Source organism: Leucobacter komagatae (genome assembly GCF_000834055.1).
In the GTDB taxonomy this organism is placed as follows: domain Bacteria; phylum Actinomycetota; class Actinomycetes; order Actinomycetales; family Microbacteriaceae; genus Leucobacter; species Leucobacter komagatae_A.
Map to the genome: position 1 here is coordinate 121,947 of NZ_JXSQ01000007.1, position 15,034 is coordinate 136,980.

Here is a 15,034-nt window from a genome sequence, read left to right on the forward strand (position 1 = left end):
ATTCGCATGCTCATTTCCCTCTCTTTCGGCCTCGATCGCGCCCCGTTTGAGCTTCTCGAGGCGCTCTCGAAGCGGTCAGCCGAAATCGCGGCTGGCCTCGATGATCCGACCCTCACGACCGGGTCGGTCGTCGTCGCTACCTGCAACCGTTTCGAGGTGTACGCAGAGACAGGCCAGGATCGGAGCGCAGCGGTGCTCTCACGCATCGCGGCAGCGTCGCACATCAGCGAGGCAGAGCTTGCGGGCGTCGTCGCCGTCGCAACGGAACACGAGACGGCCTCGCATCTGTTCGCCGTCGCCTCCGGCCTGGAGTCCGCCGTCGTAGGTGAGAGCGAAATCGCCGGCCAGGTACGACGCGCGCACGACGATGCGCGCGAGCGCGGCACGCTGACACACGACCTCGAGCACCTGTTTCGCACCGCGACGCGCACGTCGCGCGACGTCGGTCACCGCACCGATATTCGTTCAGCAGGTCGCTCGCTCGTGCGCCTCGCGCTGCGCATCGCGGAGTCGCGCGTGCCCGACTGGCAACAGGTCAGGGTGCTCCTCATCGGCACGGGTGCCTACGCTGGAGCAACGGTCGCCGCGCTGCGCGCCAGGGGCACCGAGATGATCAGCGTCTACTCGCCGTCAGGCCGCGCTGAAATCTACGCGGAGCAGCACGGCCTTGCGGTCGCCCGCGGCGACGATCTCGCGGCACAGCTCGCGGCCGCCGATCTCGTAATCGCCTGCACTCGCGCCGAAGAGCCCGTGCTCACCAGCGATCTGCTCCGCGCGGCGGCTGACGCTGATCGACCACGGCTCCTCATCGACCTTGGCATGCCGCGCAACATCGATCACGCGGTCGCGGAGTTGCCAGGCATCGAACTGCTCGACATTGAGACGATCGCCAAGCACGCCCCCGTCGCGGAACTCACCGCAGCCGCAGAAGCGCAAGACATCGTGCGCGACGCCGCAGCCGAGTTCTCGGCGTCTCGCGCCGAGCGTGACGCGCTTCCAGCGCTGCTCGCGCTCCGCACCCACGTCATGGGGATCCTCGAGGACGAGCTCTGCCGGGCCCGCGCGGCCTCCGGGTCAACTGCGCCGTCGGCCGCATCAGGCGCTGGGAACGCTGTCGCTGCTGCCGCCCGCGAGACCGGGACTGGCGCCGCCGGCACGGCCGGTGCTGGCACGGCTGATACCGGCACCACCAGCGGCCCCGACGCCGCGTCTGCGGCGGCGGCCGCTGCCGACCGAACCGCCGAGATCGAGGCCGCCCTTCGCCGGTTCACGGGCAAACTCCTCCACACCCCGATGACCAGGATCCGCACCCTCGGCCGTGAGGGCCGTGTCCCTGACGCGGCGGAGGCACTGGAAACGCTCTTCGGTATCGATCCACTGCGCTCACGCAGCGGCCAGGGATAACAGGAAGCACCCAACACCGCTACGCCCGCGGCGTCGCCCTCCCCCGGATGAACGCGAGCAGCACGAGCGCGACCACCAGCAGCAGAATCGTCGCGGGCCCCGCGAGCTCGAGCGTGAGCCCGGCCCCGCCCCCAGCACCGTGCGCGTCGATTCCTCCCGTCGCGAGGAACGTGCTCGGGTCAGTGATGCCGTGCAGCAGCACCGCCCACACGAGGTTCCCAGTGACCCGCATCACGACGTACATGAGTACGCCAAACAGGAACGTGTAGCCCATCGTCCCGAGCACCGTCGTCACCGGCTGCCCCGTCAAGATATTCACCGAGTGCATCGCGGCGAACAGCAGCGACGACACCGCAGCGACCACCCACTCCGAGTACCCGCCGCGCCTGAGCAGCGTGACCGCGACACCGCGGAACAGCAGCTCCTCTGATAGCCCAATGAAGAGCCCGACTGCGAAGGACATCGCGACCACGGCTGGCCCGTACGCGCCGTAGTCGATACCGATGAGTCGCAAGACGACGGGCAGCAGTACGACCGCCGGTGCGAGCCACATCCACCACGACCGCCCGACTGGCTGCGAGGACAACAGCGGGCGCGGCAGCCACCCAAGCGACCAGGCGAAGCCGAGCAGCATCAGCGCGCCGAGCACCACGGGCAACCCGATGCCAGCGAACACGCTCCCAGGGGTCGCGAAGACGTTCGGATCGCTGAGCTTGTCGATGAGCGGGAGGAACAGGAACGGTGCGGCCTGGTACACGACCGCGTAGACCGCGACGACGAGCAGGGCCTTCCACCAGCCGCCGCGGTTCCAGAACGCGCGCCACCGGGACTCTGAGACGCGGACCTCCCCGCCCCGGAGCGTTCCGTGTGGCGCGGCACCGCCGGGCGGTGCTGACGCGTGCGGTGTGGTGCTACTGTCGCTCATTGCTCTCCCCCGCCCCGTTCGGCCGCCACACAGGCGACCGGTGTGCGAGAAAGCGTACTCCTAACATTGGCCAAGCAACAGTGCTGTCGCGGCGCCCCCACGAAAGAATGGTCAGAGCGGGAGAGCGGGGCGCGGCGGAGCGGGGCGCGAACGGGGGCGCGGCGGAGCTGGGCGCGAACGGCCCTGGAGCGCGGGCGCGAACGGCCTTCAAACGGCGGTTGCCTAGTCGCGTGGTGCGGCGAGCCGCTCGGCGACCCGGGCGCGCACGACGGCGTGAATCTCTTCGGGGGTGCCTGAGGCGTCGACCACGAGGAAGCGTTCGGGCGAGGCTGCGGCGAGCCCGTGGTAGGCGCTCCGCACGGCCTCGTGGAACTCTTGCCGTTCGGCCTCGAGCCGGTCGTCGTCTCGCGAGGCGCGCCTGGTCGCCGCGACCTCTGGTGCGAGGTCGAACAAGACGGTCACGTCTGGCCAGAGCCCGCCAGCTGCCCACTCGCTGATGCGCCGCACCTCGTCGACGTCGAGCACGCGCCCTGCGCCCTGGTAGGCGAGCGAGGAATCGATGTAGCGATCCTGCACGACGACCGCGCCGCGCGCGAGCGCGGGCCGCACCACCTTGGCGATGTGTTGCGCGCGGTCGGCAGCGTACAACAGGGCCTCGGCGCGGGGATCCACATCGCCGATCTCCTCGCCGCCGTGCAGCAGCAGCCTGCGCACCTCAACGCCGAGCGGGGTGCCACCCGGCTCGCGCGTGCGCACAACCTCGCGGCCCTCCCCCGTCAGCCAATCCTCGAGCAGGGCAGCCTGGGTCGTCTTGCCGACGCTATCGCCACCCTCGAGCGTGATGAACATGCTCACCTACTCGGCGGATCCGGCTGACTCGGCGGCCTCTGCTGCCTTCTTCGCGGCGTTCGCCTTGCGGGTCTCGGCTGCCTTCTTCGCTGCGGCCGAGCGGGCCGGATCAACGGCCTTCTTCGCCGCCGCAGTCTTTGTGGCTGGCTTCTTCGTGGCCGCGGTCTTCTTCGCCGCAGGCTTCTTCGCTGGTGCCTTCTTCTTGGCCGGCGCCTTCTTCTTCGCTGGGCCCTTCGCGCGCTTGATCGCGAGCAGGTCGATCGCGCGCTCGAACGTGATGTCCTCGACGGAGTCGCCGCGGGGGATCGTCGCGTTCGTCTCGCCGTCGGTGACGTACGGGCCGAAGCGGCCGTCCTTGACCTTCACGGGCTTACCGCTCACGGGATCCGCGTCGAATTCCTTGAGCGCAGCGCTCGCCTTGCGCGCACCGTACTTCGGCTGCGCGAGCACCTCGAGCGCACCTGGCAGGTCAATCGAGAAGATCGCGTCCTCGCTCGGGAGCGTGCGGGTCTCGGTGCCCTTCTTCAGGTACGGGCCGTAGCGTCCGTTCTGCGCGGTGATCGCATCGCCAGACTCGGGATCGTTGCCGACCGTGCGTGGCAGGTCGAGGAGCGCGACGGCCGTGTCGAGGTCGACGGTCGCCGGATCCATCGACTTGAACAGCGAAGCGGTGCGGGGCTTTTCGCCCTTCGGCAGCTCCTCGTCCTCGTTCGGAAGTTCCTGCACGTACGGGCCAAAGCGGCCGTTCTTCGCGATGACGCGCTTGCCGGTCTCGGGGTGGAGACCGACGACACGATCCTCGAGTGGCTCAGCATCCGCGAGCTCGTGGGCGCGGGCCGGGGTGAGCTCGTCAGGCGCCATGCCGTCGGGGATGTTGACGCTGCGCGGCTTGATCTCGCCGTTCTCGTCAACCTCGCTCTTCTCGTCGTAGACCTCGAGGTAGGGGCCATACTTGCCGTTGCGCAGCGAGATCTGGTCGTCGATGCGGATCGTGTTGATCGCGCGCGCGTCGATCTCGCCGAGGTTATCGACAACGCCGCGGAGGCCGGGGTGGTTGTCGCTACCGAAGTAGAACTCCTTCAGCCATGCGGAGCGGTCGGTCTGGCCAGCCGCGATCTCATCGAGGTCGCTCTCCATCTCGGCGGTGAAGTCGTAGTCGACGAGCGCAGCGAAGTGCTCCTCGAGCAGGCGGACAACGGAGAACGCGATCCAGCTCGGGACGAGGGCCTGGCCCTGCTTCGAGACGTAGCCGCGATCCATGATCGTCGACACGATCGCCGAGTAGGTCGAGGGGCGGCCGATGCCGAGCTCCTCGAGGCGCTTGGTGAGGCTCGCCTCGGTGTAGCGCGGCGGTGGGCTGGTCTCGTGCTTCTTCGCCTGCGGCTCGTTGATGCCGAGCTGCTGGCCCTCCGCAAGCTGCGGGAGCGAGACGTTCGCCTTGTCGGCGTCGCCACGCTTCTCGTCCTTGCCCTCTTCGTAGGCGAGGAGGAAGCCGGGGAACGTGATGACGGTGCCGCTCGCGGTGAATTCCGTGTCGGTAGTCCCGTTCGCCTCGGGAACGGCGACGCCGACGGTGACGGTCGCGGTCGAGCCCTTCGCGTCTGCCATCTGGCTTGCGACGGTGCGCTTCCAGATGAGGTCGTAGAGCGCGAACTCGCCCTGCGTGAGCTTGCCCTTGAGCTCGCTCGGGCGCTCGAACACGTCGCCTGCCGGGCGGATCGCCTCGTGCGCCTCCTGGGCGCCCTTCGACTTGCCCGTGTAGACGCGGGGAGCGTCTGGCACCGTCTCCGCACCATAGAGCGCCGAGGCCTGCGATCGAGCGGCCTCGACGGCCTGCTTCGAGAGCGTAGGCGAGTCGGTACGCATATAGGTAATGTGGCCGTTTTCGTACAGCGACTGCGCGAACGACATCGTCTGGCGGGAGCTGTAGCGAAGCTTGCGCGATGCCTCCTGCTGGAGGGTCGAAGTCGTGAACGGTGCCGCGGGGCGACGGGTGTGAGGCTTCGTCTCGAGCGAGCGCACCTCGGCCTTCGGGCCTGCATCGAGCGCGCTCGCGAGCGCCTCGGCGCGGGCGCCGTCGAGCGCGATCGCGCCGGCCTTTACCGCCTTCGGGCTGAGCTGGCCGCTGTCGTCGAAGTCGCCGCCTGAGGCGACGCGCTTGCCGTCAAGGCGAACAAGCTTGGCCTCGAATGGGACGCGGTCGATTGCGTCGTCTGCCGGCTCGAACCGGGCGTCGATGCTCCAGTACTCTGCGGAGGTGAACGCGAGACGCTCGCGCTCACGGTCCACGACGAGACGGGTCGCGGCAGACTGCACGCGGCCAGCCGAAAGCTTGGGAGCGACCTTGCGCCAGAGCACCGGGGAGATGTCGTAGCCGTAGAGGCGGTCGAGGATGCGCCTCGTCTCCTGCGCATCGACGAGCGCGATGTCGAGGTCGCGGGTGTTCGCCTTCGCCTCTTCGATCGCTTCCTTTGTGATCTCGTGGAAGACCATGCGGTGCACGGGGACCTTTGGCTTGAGCACCTCGAGCAGGTGCCACGCGATGGCCTCACCCTCGCGGTCCTCATCAGTTGCGAGCCACAGCTCGTCCGCATCTTTCAGGGCCCGCTTGAGCTCGGTGACCGTCTTCTTCTTATTGTCGTTGACAACGTAGTAGGGCGTGAAGCCATCTTCAACGTCGACACCGAACTTCCCGAAGGGGCCCTTCTTGAGTTCGGCCGGCAGCTCGGAGGGTTCGGCGAGATCGCGAATGTGGCCGACGGACGCGACGACGTGATAGTCGTCACCGAGGTAACCACCGATCGTGCGCGCCTTTGTCGGCGACTCCACGATGACAAGCTTCTTGCCCACGGCACTCCAATTCTCGCTTTTTATCCCGTACACGCGATTCATCGCGCAGGGCTCCCTGCACGGCAACGATACACACAGTCGCGTGAGAATCTGTCATTCACCTGACAGGGCATCGTCCGGGGAGCCACATGGGCAGCCTGCCAGGAGAGGCGCTGCCCGCTTCCAGAAGAATAGCGCCTCTTCCTGCGGAGACTCATAGCTGTCGCAGAGGTTATCCTGTATTTCCAACGTTTCCCGAACGTGAGGCAGCACACGTGAGCGCAAGCTTCTTTGCCCTTCTCGACGACATCGCAGTGCTCGCGCGCGCCGCTGCCGCCTCAATCGATGACGTCGTGGCCGGCGCAGCCAAGGCCTCAGCGAAGACGGCAGGCGTTGTCATCGACGATGCGGCCGTCTCTCCCCAATACGTGCAGGGGCTCAGCCCGAAACGCGAACTCCCGGTCGTCTGGAAGATCACGCGCGGTTCGCTCGTCAACAAAGCCGTGATCATCGTCGCGATCATGCTGCTCAGCGCGTGGGCGCCGTGGATCTTTCCGTGGCTCCTCGTCGCGGGCGGAACATATCTCGCCTACGAGGGCGCAGAGAAGGTGTGGCACTGGATCAGGCCAGCCCCCGCGGCTGCAGCCGGCGGCCACCGCGATGCGGAGGCCGCCGTTGCGCAGGTCGTCGAGCGCACGGCCGTCGACGAGCGGCAGATGGTGGCAAGCGCCGTGCGCACCGACCTCGTCCTCAGCATTGAGATCATGCTCATCTCGCTCGCGAACATCGAGGCTGCCTCGTGGGGCATTCGGCTCGCGACGCTAGCCGTCGTCGGAATCATCATGACGGTCGCCGTCTACGGAACCGTCGCGCTACTCATCCGGATGGATGACGTTGGCTTCTGGCTCATGCGACGACCAGCGCGGTGGATCAAGAGCCTCGGCGCGGGTCTCGTGAAGGCGATGCCGGCGGTCTTCCGTTGCCTCACCATCATTGGCACGCTCGCGATGCTCTGGGTTGGCGGACACCTGCTGCTTGTGAACCTTGCCGAGGTGGGGGCCACCCTTCCGCACTCGCTTGCCGACGCCGTCGTCCAAGCGATCAGGGGGCCCGGCGCCCTGGTGTGGTTGGTCGATTCGCTACTCTCAGCCGTGTTCGGGCTGCTCTGGGGATCAGCCGTCGTCGGCCTGCTCGCGTGTGTCGCGCGGCTGCGCACCGGTCGGCCGACCCCATAGCGAACCGCGCACCGAACCCCGGGCTGAATGCAATCTACTATATGCAAGATTTAACTCATCATTTTGCATTAGATCTAGACGTCATTTATTGACTATGACTCTCGACTGTGCTTACCCTGAGCGACGAGACGTTCGATATCTAGGGAGATGCTTTGCACACAAATCTCAAACAGGCAGGTGGTGCCTCACTCGTCGCTGGACTCCTGCTGTTCGGTTCAGTAGCGACGCCCGCCACAGCGGCACCAGATCCGCAGCCCCGTCCGCTCGTAGAAGAGGTCGACGGACTCGAAAGCCCGGAGGCCATCGTCCTCTCGGCTGACAGCACCACCCTCTTCGCGCTGGGCTCGTGGGCGGAAGGCGCCGCAATCGACGTCGCGACCCGGGAGATCACGGGGACCATTCCAGCGATCCCCGACCTGGATTACGCATACTCACGCCCAACGCAGGCGATCGGCCCGAAATACGCCGTCGCCACGGCAGACGGCTACACGCTGGTCACGCTCGCCACGGGTGCGCAGGAACGGTTCACGCTCGACCCAAGGCCGGGAGAAACCCGGGCACCCGTGCTGCAGCAGGTAGTCATCGGCGCGAGCGGCAAGGTCACCGCAATCACGCAGGACGGCGAATTCCTCGAACTCGACGGCGACTCGGTCACGGCCTCGCAGCGCATCCGAGACGCGGACCTGTGGTCGCAGCGCAACGGCACCTCCGCCGATGGTGCACTGTACTTCGAGTCGTTCAGCACGCTCGGGCGCCCCTACGAGGACACCACTGTCGTCCTCGACTTGGAGACCGGCGCACAGCTCCTCAGCATCGTACGCGGCGAAGACGAGCCTGATTTCCTCCCCGCAGCGTTTGACGCTTCGGGCACCTCATTGTGGGGGCTGGACGGGCCCGACCAGGGAGTGCTCACCAACGTCGACATCGCGACGGGCGCCGAGCTCGGACGAACAACGTTCGGCAGCGGCGCCGAGCAGGCACTCTTTGCTGACGCCAGCCAGGAATGGTTCGTGATGGGCGGCAACCCGATTTCAGGCGGCACGCTCGCGCCGGACGCAACGCTGGGCGCGCGCGAACTGAACTGCTGCACCTCTGCCTTCATGCGGCTCCCCGGCAACGGCGATGTCGTGTATTTCGATACGGAGATGCGACGGGTCGGATTCATTACCGCACCAAGCATCACCGATCCCGAAGATGCTCCGATTGCTGCGATGGGTGAGACCGTGAAGTTCACCTCACCAGCCGAGGGACTCGCACTGCGGGAGGATGAGGCGGGAGCTGTTCCAGGCGCGGGCGCTGAGCCGACGATTGGCTCAGTGTGGCAGTCATCTGCCGATGGCGTCGCGTGGGATGACCTCCCCGGCGAGACCGGTGAAACGCTCACGCTCGAGGCCACTGCCGACAGCTACCCGCTGGAGTACCGCCGACACTTCTTCGACCCGTTCTGGGGCACGCCGAAGAGCTCGGCGCCCGCACGAATGGTTGGGGTCGCGCCCGAGATCACCCGCGCTGACGATTTGCCTAACGGCACAGCCGGGGCGACGTATCCGGGCCAGACGATCACCGCGACGGGCCAGCCTGACCTGGCGTGGTCGAGCACTGACCTCCCCGCGACCCTCACACTGGATCCGGGTACCGGCGAGCTCACCGGCACGACCGACGCCGCTGGCGAGTACGAATTCACGGTAACCGTTACTGACGCTTTCGGCACTGATTCGAAACTGTTCCACTTGCGGGTGTCAACGGACGATGCCACCCTCCCGCCCGTCCTCCCACCCGGACCGGGAGAGCCGACAGGCCCCGAGGTGCCCCCGGCGCCGCCAGTCGGGGATGAGCTGCCCGCTACCGGTGGGGCCAACTGGCTCCCAGCGGCCGCACTCGGTGCCGCGCTGCTCGCAGCAGGAGTAGCGGGACTGCTCGTGAGCCGCCGCCTTGCGCACGCGTCAGCTGGCCATACGGCCGGCGCTGTAACGGGGCAGACGGAGTAACGAGCTCCCCGTAGCTCGGGCCCGCTCGCAGCACGCATCGCTGCGAGCGGGCCCGAGCCATATGCGGGCTAACGGAATCCGGAGCTAGATCCACTTGGGGAGCCGTGTGAGGCGGTCGCGGCCGCGATCTCAGGGCGGCCCAGCTCTCGCATCGCGCGTGACCAGTACAAGCCCGCTGCGCACTGACACGCGCACGCGCACATCGAGCGCGTCCTCGTTCGGGTCACAGCTGACCAACTCACCTCCGACCGCTTCAACGACCTCCTCGGCGATATCGCAGGGCTCCGCGTCGACCGCGAGCAGTCCGAGCAGCGCGTCGGCCCCCGCAATCGCTGCCGAGTCTGCTGATGCGCCTGCGCGTGCGCCCGCAACGGTTACCTGTGCGGCCATGAGCACCGGCACCGCGAGAACGACCGCGGATGCACCGACAGCGATCATGACTGGCGCGCTCATCCCTCGCCAGCCCTGGTGCCGCCTGCCCTCCAGCCGCCCTCGCTAGAGCGCGCCGCGCATCCGAGCGCGCTCACCGCCACTGCGGCGAGGATTCCAGACCGTGGGCCGGTCGTCACCCGCACGCACAGGATTCGGGCGTCTCCCAACCTCTCAACCTCGGGGTTTCCCGTGAAACTTCTGAGCCGCTCTGCGGCGAGGGTGTCGTCGCCACGGGCTTCGAGGCGGGCCAGGTCGCCCGCGAGCGAGGTGACTGACACCCGCTGCGCCGCGAGCTGCACACTCCCTATAACGAGGCCGAGTACGAGCAATACCGCCGGTATGGTGATCGCGAACTCGGCTGTTACCGATCCCCTGGTGTCGGCCAGTAGCTCGCGGAACATGGTTCGTGCCATCTTGCACCCCCGCTGGAGCCAACCGTAGCCCGGCCTAACCAGCGCTCCCCAGCGCGTTCTGCACGAGAGAGAGCAGCATCGACCTGACCTCCTCGGACCGCATGATGACGATCAGCAGGCCCGCGAACGCGACGGCCGCCATGATGACGAGCGCATATTCCGCGGTGACCGCACCTCGCTCGTCAGCGGCAAATTCCCTCGCCCGGGCGGCTCCCCGCGCACGGGCGAACCACGCCCGTGGCCCCCGCACAGCGCCGGGCTCCGCGCTCGCCGCCCCTGCAACGGGGAACCCGAGCGATCGCAGAATCGCTTGCTCCTCCGACTCCGGCGCCTGGTCCTGATCCTGGCCCTGGTCCTGGCCCTGGTCCGGCGCGTGGTCCTGGTCCTGGTCCTGCTTACACTCTTCGCGGGTGATCAGCTCCAGTGAATCCGGCGGCTCCGACGCGTGCTGCTCGGTGCCCTGCTGCCGGCGTACTTGTGTGATGTTGTTCATCGTCCTCTCCGTTCCCGCGACGGGTCGAGCGGCCCACTGCCGCCGCGGTATCAACCGTCACTGTTTCGATGCTCCCCGAGGGCACCAACCGCTGGGGCCGCACCCCGGGTGATGTGGGCAGACGAGCCCTGAGTGCGCGCGATGGTCACTTGTGGAGAACGTGAGACCCAACACGAAGCGCCCATCGTGCACGTCGATGTCTGCGTCGCAGCACCAGCACCAGCACCAGCGCCAGCACAAGCACCAGCGCCAGCACCAGCGCCAGCGCCCGTCCCAGCGCCACTGGCCTACCCGGGCAGCACGTCGCCGAGCAAGGTGACAATCACGGGGACCACTCCGAGCGCGATGAATGCGGGAAGCACGCAGCAGGCGAGAGGCACCAGAATACGCACGCCAAGACGCTCCGCTTCGCGCTCGATCGTCGCCTGCGCACGCGCGCGAAGCTCCCCCGCGGTGTCGCGCAGCAGCGAGGAGGCCGGGGCCCCAGCATCCATGGCGGTCGCCATCGCACTCCCGAGCGGTGTGCCAGAGCGAAGGCTGTCGAGCTGGATCCACTCAGCGCCACACCCCGAAACCGCGTCTGCGACGCTGCGCAGCGCCCGCCCTGGCGGTGCGCCACCGGCAAGCGCGATCCACACCAGCTCGCATTCCAACCCGGCGACGTGATCCTTGCGCTGAACTCGGTCCGTGAGCGCCCGTGTCCAACGAGCACCGGCGCCCTGCAGCAGCAGCCCGACAGCGAGCAGGCACGCCCCAAGCGGGGTGAGGAACACCGGGAGCGGGTCGAACCCGAGCAAAAAGCCAACCCCGACCGCAACGAGCGGCAGCCAGGCGACAAGCCGAACCGTTGCGCGTGGCCCGGCCAGCAGCACATCCCTGCGCCGCGCTACTTCCGTGATACTTCGGAGGGCCGCTGCGATGCGTTCAAGCGCAGGCGCGAACGGGGCACCACTGCGCTCCGCGAGCTGCCAGGCCGCACCGAGGACCCGCCACTGCGCATCATCGATACTCTCGAACGCCGTTCCGACACTCTCACCGCTGCGCACCTGTTCGGCGAGCGCAGCGGTCTCTGCTGACGGGATATCCGTCGCAAGCGACGCTGCCGCCCTGGTTGGCGACATGCCTCCCTGCAGCAGCGACGCACAGCGCGCTGCGGCGAGCGCGGCAACAGACTCTTCGTCGCCGGTGTCTCGTGACTGCGCCGCACTACCCCATGGCCATCTCACGCTTCCCGGGGCCCCTTCTCGCGTCGCGCCGGATTCCTTGGTCATCTGCAGCGTGCACGGTCACGTCGAGCTCGCCAGTGTCGCCGATGTGCAGGGTGCCGACCTCGCGGATCCGGTGCGAGCCGGCACTGCGGTCGAGATGCACGACGAGGTCGAGTGCCAGCGCCTGCCGCGCGAGTGCTGTTGCGCTCAGCCCCGCAAGCATTCCGAGCGCCTCCAGCCTCGCTGGCACGTCGTGAATGCGGTTGGCGTGCATGGTCCCAGCGCCTCCCTGATGGCCCGTATTCAACGCCGCAAGGAGCGTGGCGATTTCTGCACCGCGGCACTCGCCGAGCACGATCCTGTCTGGGCGCATGCGCAGCGCCTCGCGAAGTAGCCTGTCGAGCCCGATCTCCCCCGCGCCCTCGATATTGGCCTGGCGTGATTCGAGGGCGACGTGGTGGGAGTGGCGCGGCCTGAGCTCTGCGACGTCCTCAATGGTCACGATCCGCTCGCCTGCTGGGACGAGACCAAGCAGCGCGCCGAGCAGCGTCGTCTTCCCGCTTCCCGCACCGCCGGTGATGAGGATGTTGCGTTTCTGAGCGACGCTTCGTTCGAGTAGTCGGAGCACGGGCGGATCGCACAGGCCCGCTCGCGCGATGTCTGTGAGCCGGGCAGGGCTGGGCGCTGGCAGCCGTATCGAGATCACCGTGCCAGCCACCGCGACTGGCTCGAGCACTGCGTGCACGCGAATGCCGTCTCCGAGGCGCACGTCGGCGCACGGGTTGAGCTCGTCGAGGTGCCGCCCGCCCGCCGCGATAAGCGCGACTGCGAGAGCCCGCACGTTGCTGGCCGGCACCTCCCATCCCGGGACGCGTTCCGCCCCGCCTCCCCGGTCTACCCACAATCGCCCTGAGCCGTCGGTGACGTGCAGCAGGACGTCGCGCGCTGCCGGGTCATCGACGAGCGGGAGGAGGCCACCGAGCGCGCGCCGCACATCGCTGCCAAGGCTCGCCGAGCGCGGAGCTGCAGGTTCGGGCACGTGTTCGGTCATGGGTGCAAGCTACGCGGATGGTTGGCTTGCCGCTGGCGCGCGAACCCGGTTTGTGGAGAGCTCGGGTCGGCACCCTCTTTCGGGGGGTCTGGGGAGGAAGCCTGGGGGTCTACCATTGAGCGAGACAATGACGTTTCCTGATTGAAAGGGTAGCCATGAGCGACGATCACGGCACTATCGAAAGTCTTTCTTCCCTCGCACACGATGCGCAAGAGAGCTACCCCCCTCCCACGGAGTTCCGCGCGCAAGCGAACCAGAACAGTTCTGACATTTATCTCCGAGCAGCGGCTGACCCTGAGGCCTACTGGGCCGAGCAGGCGCAGAACCGTCTCACCTGGCAAAAGCCGTTCACAGAAGTCCTCGACTGGACGAACCCTCCCTTCGCGAAGTGGTTCGCAGATGGCGAGCTCAACGTTGCTGAGAACTGCCTCGACCGGCACGTCGCGAACGGCCTCGGCGACCGCGTCGCCTACCACTTCGAGGGCGAGCCAGGCGATACCCGAACCATCACCTACGCCGAGCTCACGCACGAGGTCAAGCGTGCGGCGAACATGCTCACGAGCCTCGGCGTGACCGCCGGGGATCGGGTGGCAATCTACATGCCGCTCATCCCTGAGACCGTCATCGCCATGCTCGCTGTCGTCCGCCTTGGCGCGGCCCACTCCGTCGTGTTTGGTGGATTCAGCGCCGAAAGCCTCCGCTCCCGCATCGACGACGCTGAAGCAGCGGTCGTCATTACCGCGGACGGCGGCTACCGGAAGGGGCGCGTCTCTCCGCTCAAGCCGGTCGTAGACCAGGCGCTCAACATCGAGAACGCCGACGGCAAGCCGAGCACCGTCAAGCACGTGCTCGTTGTGCAGCGCGGCGGCAACGACATCACGATGGAGTCGGGCAGGGACCTCTGGTGGCACGAGGAGATCAGCTCCTACGACGGTGAGCACACCCCGCAGGCTTTCCCTGCGGAGAACCCGCTGTTCATCCTCTACACGTCGGGCACAACGGGGCGCCCGAAGGGGATCCTCCACACCTCGGGCGGGTACCTCACCCAGGCGGCCACCTCCCACAGCGACATTTTCGACCTCAAGCCAGAAAGTGACGTGTTCTGGTGCACGGCAGACGTCGGGTGGGTGACCGGCCACAGCTATTCCGTCTACGGCCCGCTGGCCAACGGCGCAACGCAGGTGATGTACGAGGGCACCCCGGACTCGCCTGACTGGGGCCGCTGGTGGGAGCTCGTCGAGAAGTACGGTGTGACCATCTTCTACACCGCACCGACCGCGATCCGCGCCTGCATGAAGGTGGGGCGACAGATCCCGGAGAAGTACGACCTCTCCAGCCTGCGACTGCTCGGCAGCGTCGGCGAGCCCATCAACCCCGAGGCGTGGCGCTGGTACCACGAGGTCATCGGCTCAGGGAAGACACCCATCGTTGACACCTGGTGGCAGACGGAAACCGGCGCGATCCTCATCTCGCCGCTGCCTGGACTCACCACACTGAAGCCAGGCAGCTCGCAGATCGCGCAGCCGGGCATCTCCGTGAGCGTGGTCGACGATGAAGGCAACCCGGTACAGAACGGAAACGGTGGACTCCTCGCTGTCGATCGGCCGTGGCCATCGATGGCGCGCACCGTCTGGGGCGACCCTCAGCGTTACATCGACACCTACTGGGGCAAGTTCGGCGACAAGTACTTCGCTGGCGACGGTGCACGACTCGACGAGGACGGCGATATCTGGTTCCTCGGCCGCGTCGACGACGTGATGAACGTCTCCGGGCATCGGCTCTCTACGACCGAGATCGAATCCTCCCTCGTTGGCCATCACGCCGTCGCGGAGGCGGCAGTCGTCGGGGCAGACGATGCAACGACCGGGCAGGCCGTTGTCGCGTTCGTCATCCTCAAGAGCCAGCAGCAGCTGCTCACCGAGGATCAGGCGGAGCAGGAGCTCAGGGCGCACGTCTCAGCGAACATTGGCGCGATTGCCAGGCCGCGCAATGTCTACGTTGTGAACGAGCTCCCGAAGACTCGCTCCGGCAAGATCATGCGACGACTCCTGAAGGACGCCGCTGAGGGCCGCAAGATCGGCGACACCACGACGCTCGCAGACACGATGGTGATGCAGCTCATCTCAGATCGCGTCGTCGCTGAGCGTGGTGGCGCCAAGTAGCCACCACGCACACAGCGAAGGGGCGGCGGATCCATGTGGATCCGC

At 67.2% G+C, this 15,034-nt stretch carries 12 protein-coding genes; 4 read left to right on the forward strand and 8 right to left on the reverse strand.

Annotated elements, in window-relative coordinates; genetic code table 11:
• The first annotated feature begins 6 nt into the window (after positions 1-6).
• Complete coding sequence (locus tag SD72_RS07510) at positions 7-1,404, forward strand: glutamyl-tRNA reductase (RefSeq protein ID WP_042543846.1); 1,398 nt, start codon at positions 7-9, stop codon at positions 1,402-1,404.
• Positions 1,405-1,423: 19 nt separating this feature from the next.
• On the opposite strand, the gene SD72_RS07515 is transcribed toward SD72_RS07510, so the two are convergent.
• The 3 genes from SD72_RS07515 to topA all read right to left on the reverse strand — a co-directional run bounded on the left by SD72_RS07515 (position 1,424) and on the right by topA (position 6,070).
• Entirely contained in the window at positions 1,424-2,329 is a 906-nt protein-coding gene (locus SD72_RS07515; RefSeq protein WP_052492547.1) for a CPBP family intramembrane glutamic endopeptidase, read from the reverse strand.
• Positions 2,330-2,551: 222 nt separating this feature from the next.
• Entirely contained in the window at positions 2,552-3,178 is a 627-nt protein-coding gene (tmk, locus tag SD72_RS07520; protein ID WP_042543848.1) for a dTMP kinase, read from the reverse strand.
• Between the two features lie 6 nt (positions 3,179-3,184).
• Entirely contained in the window at positions 3,185-6,070 is a 2,886-nt protein-coding gene (gene topA, locus SD72_RS07525; RefSeq protein ID WP_042543808.1) for a type I DNA topoisomerase, read from the reverse strand.
• 212 nt (positions 6,071-6,282) lie between these two features.
• On the opposite strand from topA, the gene SD72_RS07530 reads away from it, so the two are divergent.
• Positions 6,283-7,242 carry a DUF808 domain-containing protein gene (locus SD72_RS07530; protein ID WP_042543809.1) on the forward strand — a complete coding sequence of 320 codons (960 nt, stop codon included), beginning with the start codon at positions 6,283-6,285 and terminating at the stop codon, positions 7,240-7,242.
• Between the two features lie 152 nt (positions 7,243-7,394).
• Positions 7,395-9,230 carry an Ig domain-containing protein gene (locus SD72_RS07535; RefSeq protein WP_042543810.1) on the forward strand — a complete coding sequence of 612 codons (1,836 nt, stop codon included), beginning with the start codon at positions 7,395-7,397 and terminating at the stop codon, positions 9,228-9,230.
• Between the two features lie 129 nt (positions 9,231-9,359).
• On the opposite strand, the gene SD72_RS07540 is transcribed toward SD72_RS07535, so the two are convergent.
• The 5 genes from SD72_RS07540 to SD72_RS07560 form a co-directional block, all read right to left on the reverse strand.
• Positions 9,360-9,683 carry an Rv3654c family TadE-like protein gene (locus SD72_RS07540; RefSeq protein WP_042543811.1) on the reverse strand — a complete coding sequence of 108 codons (324 nt, stop codon included), beginning with the start codon at positions 9,681-9,683 and terminating at the stop codon, positions 9,360-9,362.
• The gene (locus SD72_RS07545) at positions 9,680-10,075 is read right to left on the reverse strand and encodes a TadE/TadG family type IV pilus assembly protein (protein WP_232299679.1); all 396 of its coding nucleotides are present in this window, start codon (positions 10,073-10,075) and stop codon (positions 9,680-9,682) included. Before SD72_RS07545 ends, SD72_RS07540 begins: the two co-directional genes overlap by 4 nt.
• A gap of 34 nt (positions 10,076-10,109) precedes the next feature.
• Positions 10,110-10,568 (reverse strand): DUF4244 domain-containing protein, encoded by a 459-nt coding sequence (locus tag SD72_RS17955; RefSeq protein WP_198141906.1) that lies wholly within the window; start codon positions 10,566-10,568, stop codon positions 10,110-10,112.
• A 287-nt stretch (positions 10,569-10,855) separates the two neighbouring features.
• Positions 10,856-11,794: a type II secretion system F family protein gene (locus SD72_RS07555; protein ID WP_042543813.1), complete on the reverse strand. Its 939-nt coding sequence runs from the start codon at positions 11,792-11,794 to the stop codon at positions 10,856-10,858.
• Positions 11,775-12,827 carry a CpaF family protein gene (locus SD72_RS07560; RefSeq protein ID WP_084766931.1) on the reverse strand — a complete coding sequence of 351 codons (1,053 nt, stop codon included), beginning with the start codon at positions 12,825-12,827 and terminating at the stop codon, positions 11,775-11,777. Before SD72_RS07560 ends, SD72_RS07555 begins: the two co-directional genes overlap by 20 nt.
• A gap of 155 nt (positions 12,828-12,982) precedes the next feature.
• On the opposite strand from SD72_RS07560, the gene acs reads away from it, so the two are divergent.
• A complete protein-coding gene (acs, locus tag SD72_RS07565; RefSeq protein WP_042543814.1) occupies positions 12,983-14,989 on the forward strand; it encodes an acetate--CoA ligase in 2,007 nt (668 codons plus the stop codon).
• Positions 14,990-15,034: the final 45 nt, after the last annotated feature.

Excerpts from the sequence above, each read along its gene's own strand:
- SD72_RS07510 (WP_042543846.1), top strand. The coding sequence starts at position 7 with ATGCTCATTTCCCTCTCTTTCGGCCTCGATCGCGCCCCGTTTGAGCTT.
- SD72_RS07515 (WP_052492547.1), bottom strand. The coding sequence starts at position 2,329 with ATGAGCGACAGTAGCACCACACCGCACGCGTCAGCACCGCCCGGCGGT.
- tmk (WP_042543848.1), bottom strand. The coding sequence starts at position 3,178 with ATGTTCATCACGCTCGAGGGTGGCGATAGCGTCGGCAAGACGACCCAG.
- topA (WP_042543808.1), bottom strand. The coding sequence starts at position 6,070 with ATGAATCGCGTGTACGGGATAAAAAGCGAGAATTGGAGTGCCGTGGGC.
- SD72_RS07540 (WP_042543811.1), bottom strand. The coding sequence starts at position 9,683 with ATGAGCGCGCCAGTCATGATCGCTGTCGGTGCATCCGCGGTCGTTCTC.
- SD72_RS07545 (WP_232299679.1), bottom strand. The coding sequence starts at position 10,075 with ATGGCACGAACCATGTTCCGCGAGCTACTGGCCGACACCAGGGGATCG.
- SD72_RS17955 (WP_198141906.1), bottom strand. The coding sequence starts at position 10,568 with ATGAACAACATCACACAAGTACGCCGGCAGCAGGGCACCGAGCAGCAC.
- SD72_RS07560 (WP_084766931.1), bottom strand. The coding sequence starts at position 12,827 with ATGACCGAACACGTGCCCGAACCTGCAGCTCCGCGCTCGGCGAGCCTT.
- acs (WP_042543814.1), top strand. The coding sequence starts at position 12,983 with ATGAGCGACGATCACGGCACTATCGAAAGTCTTTCTTCCCTCGCACAC.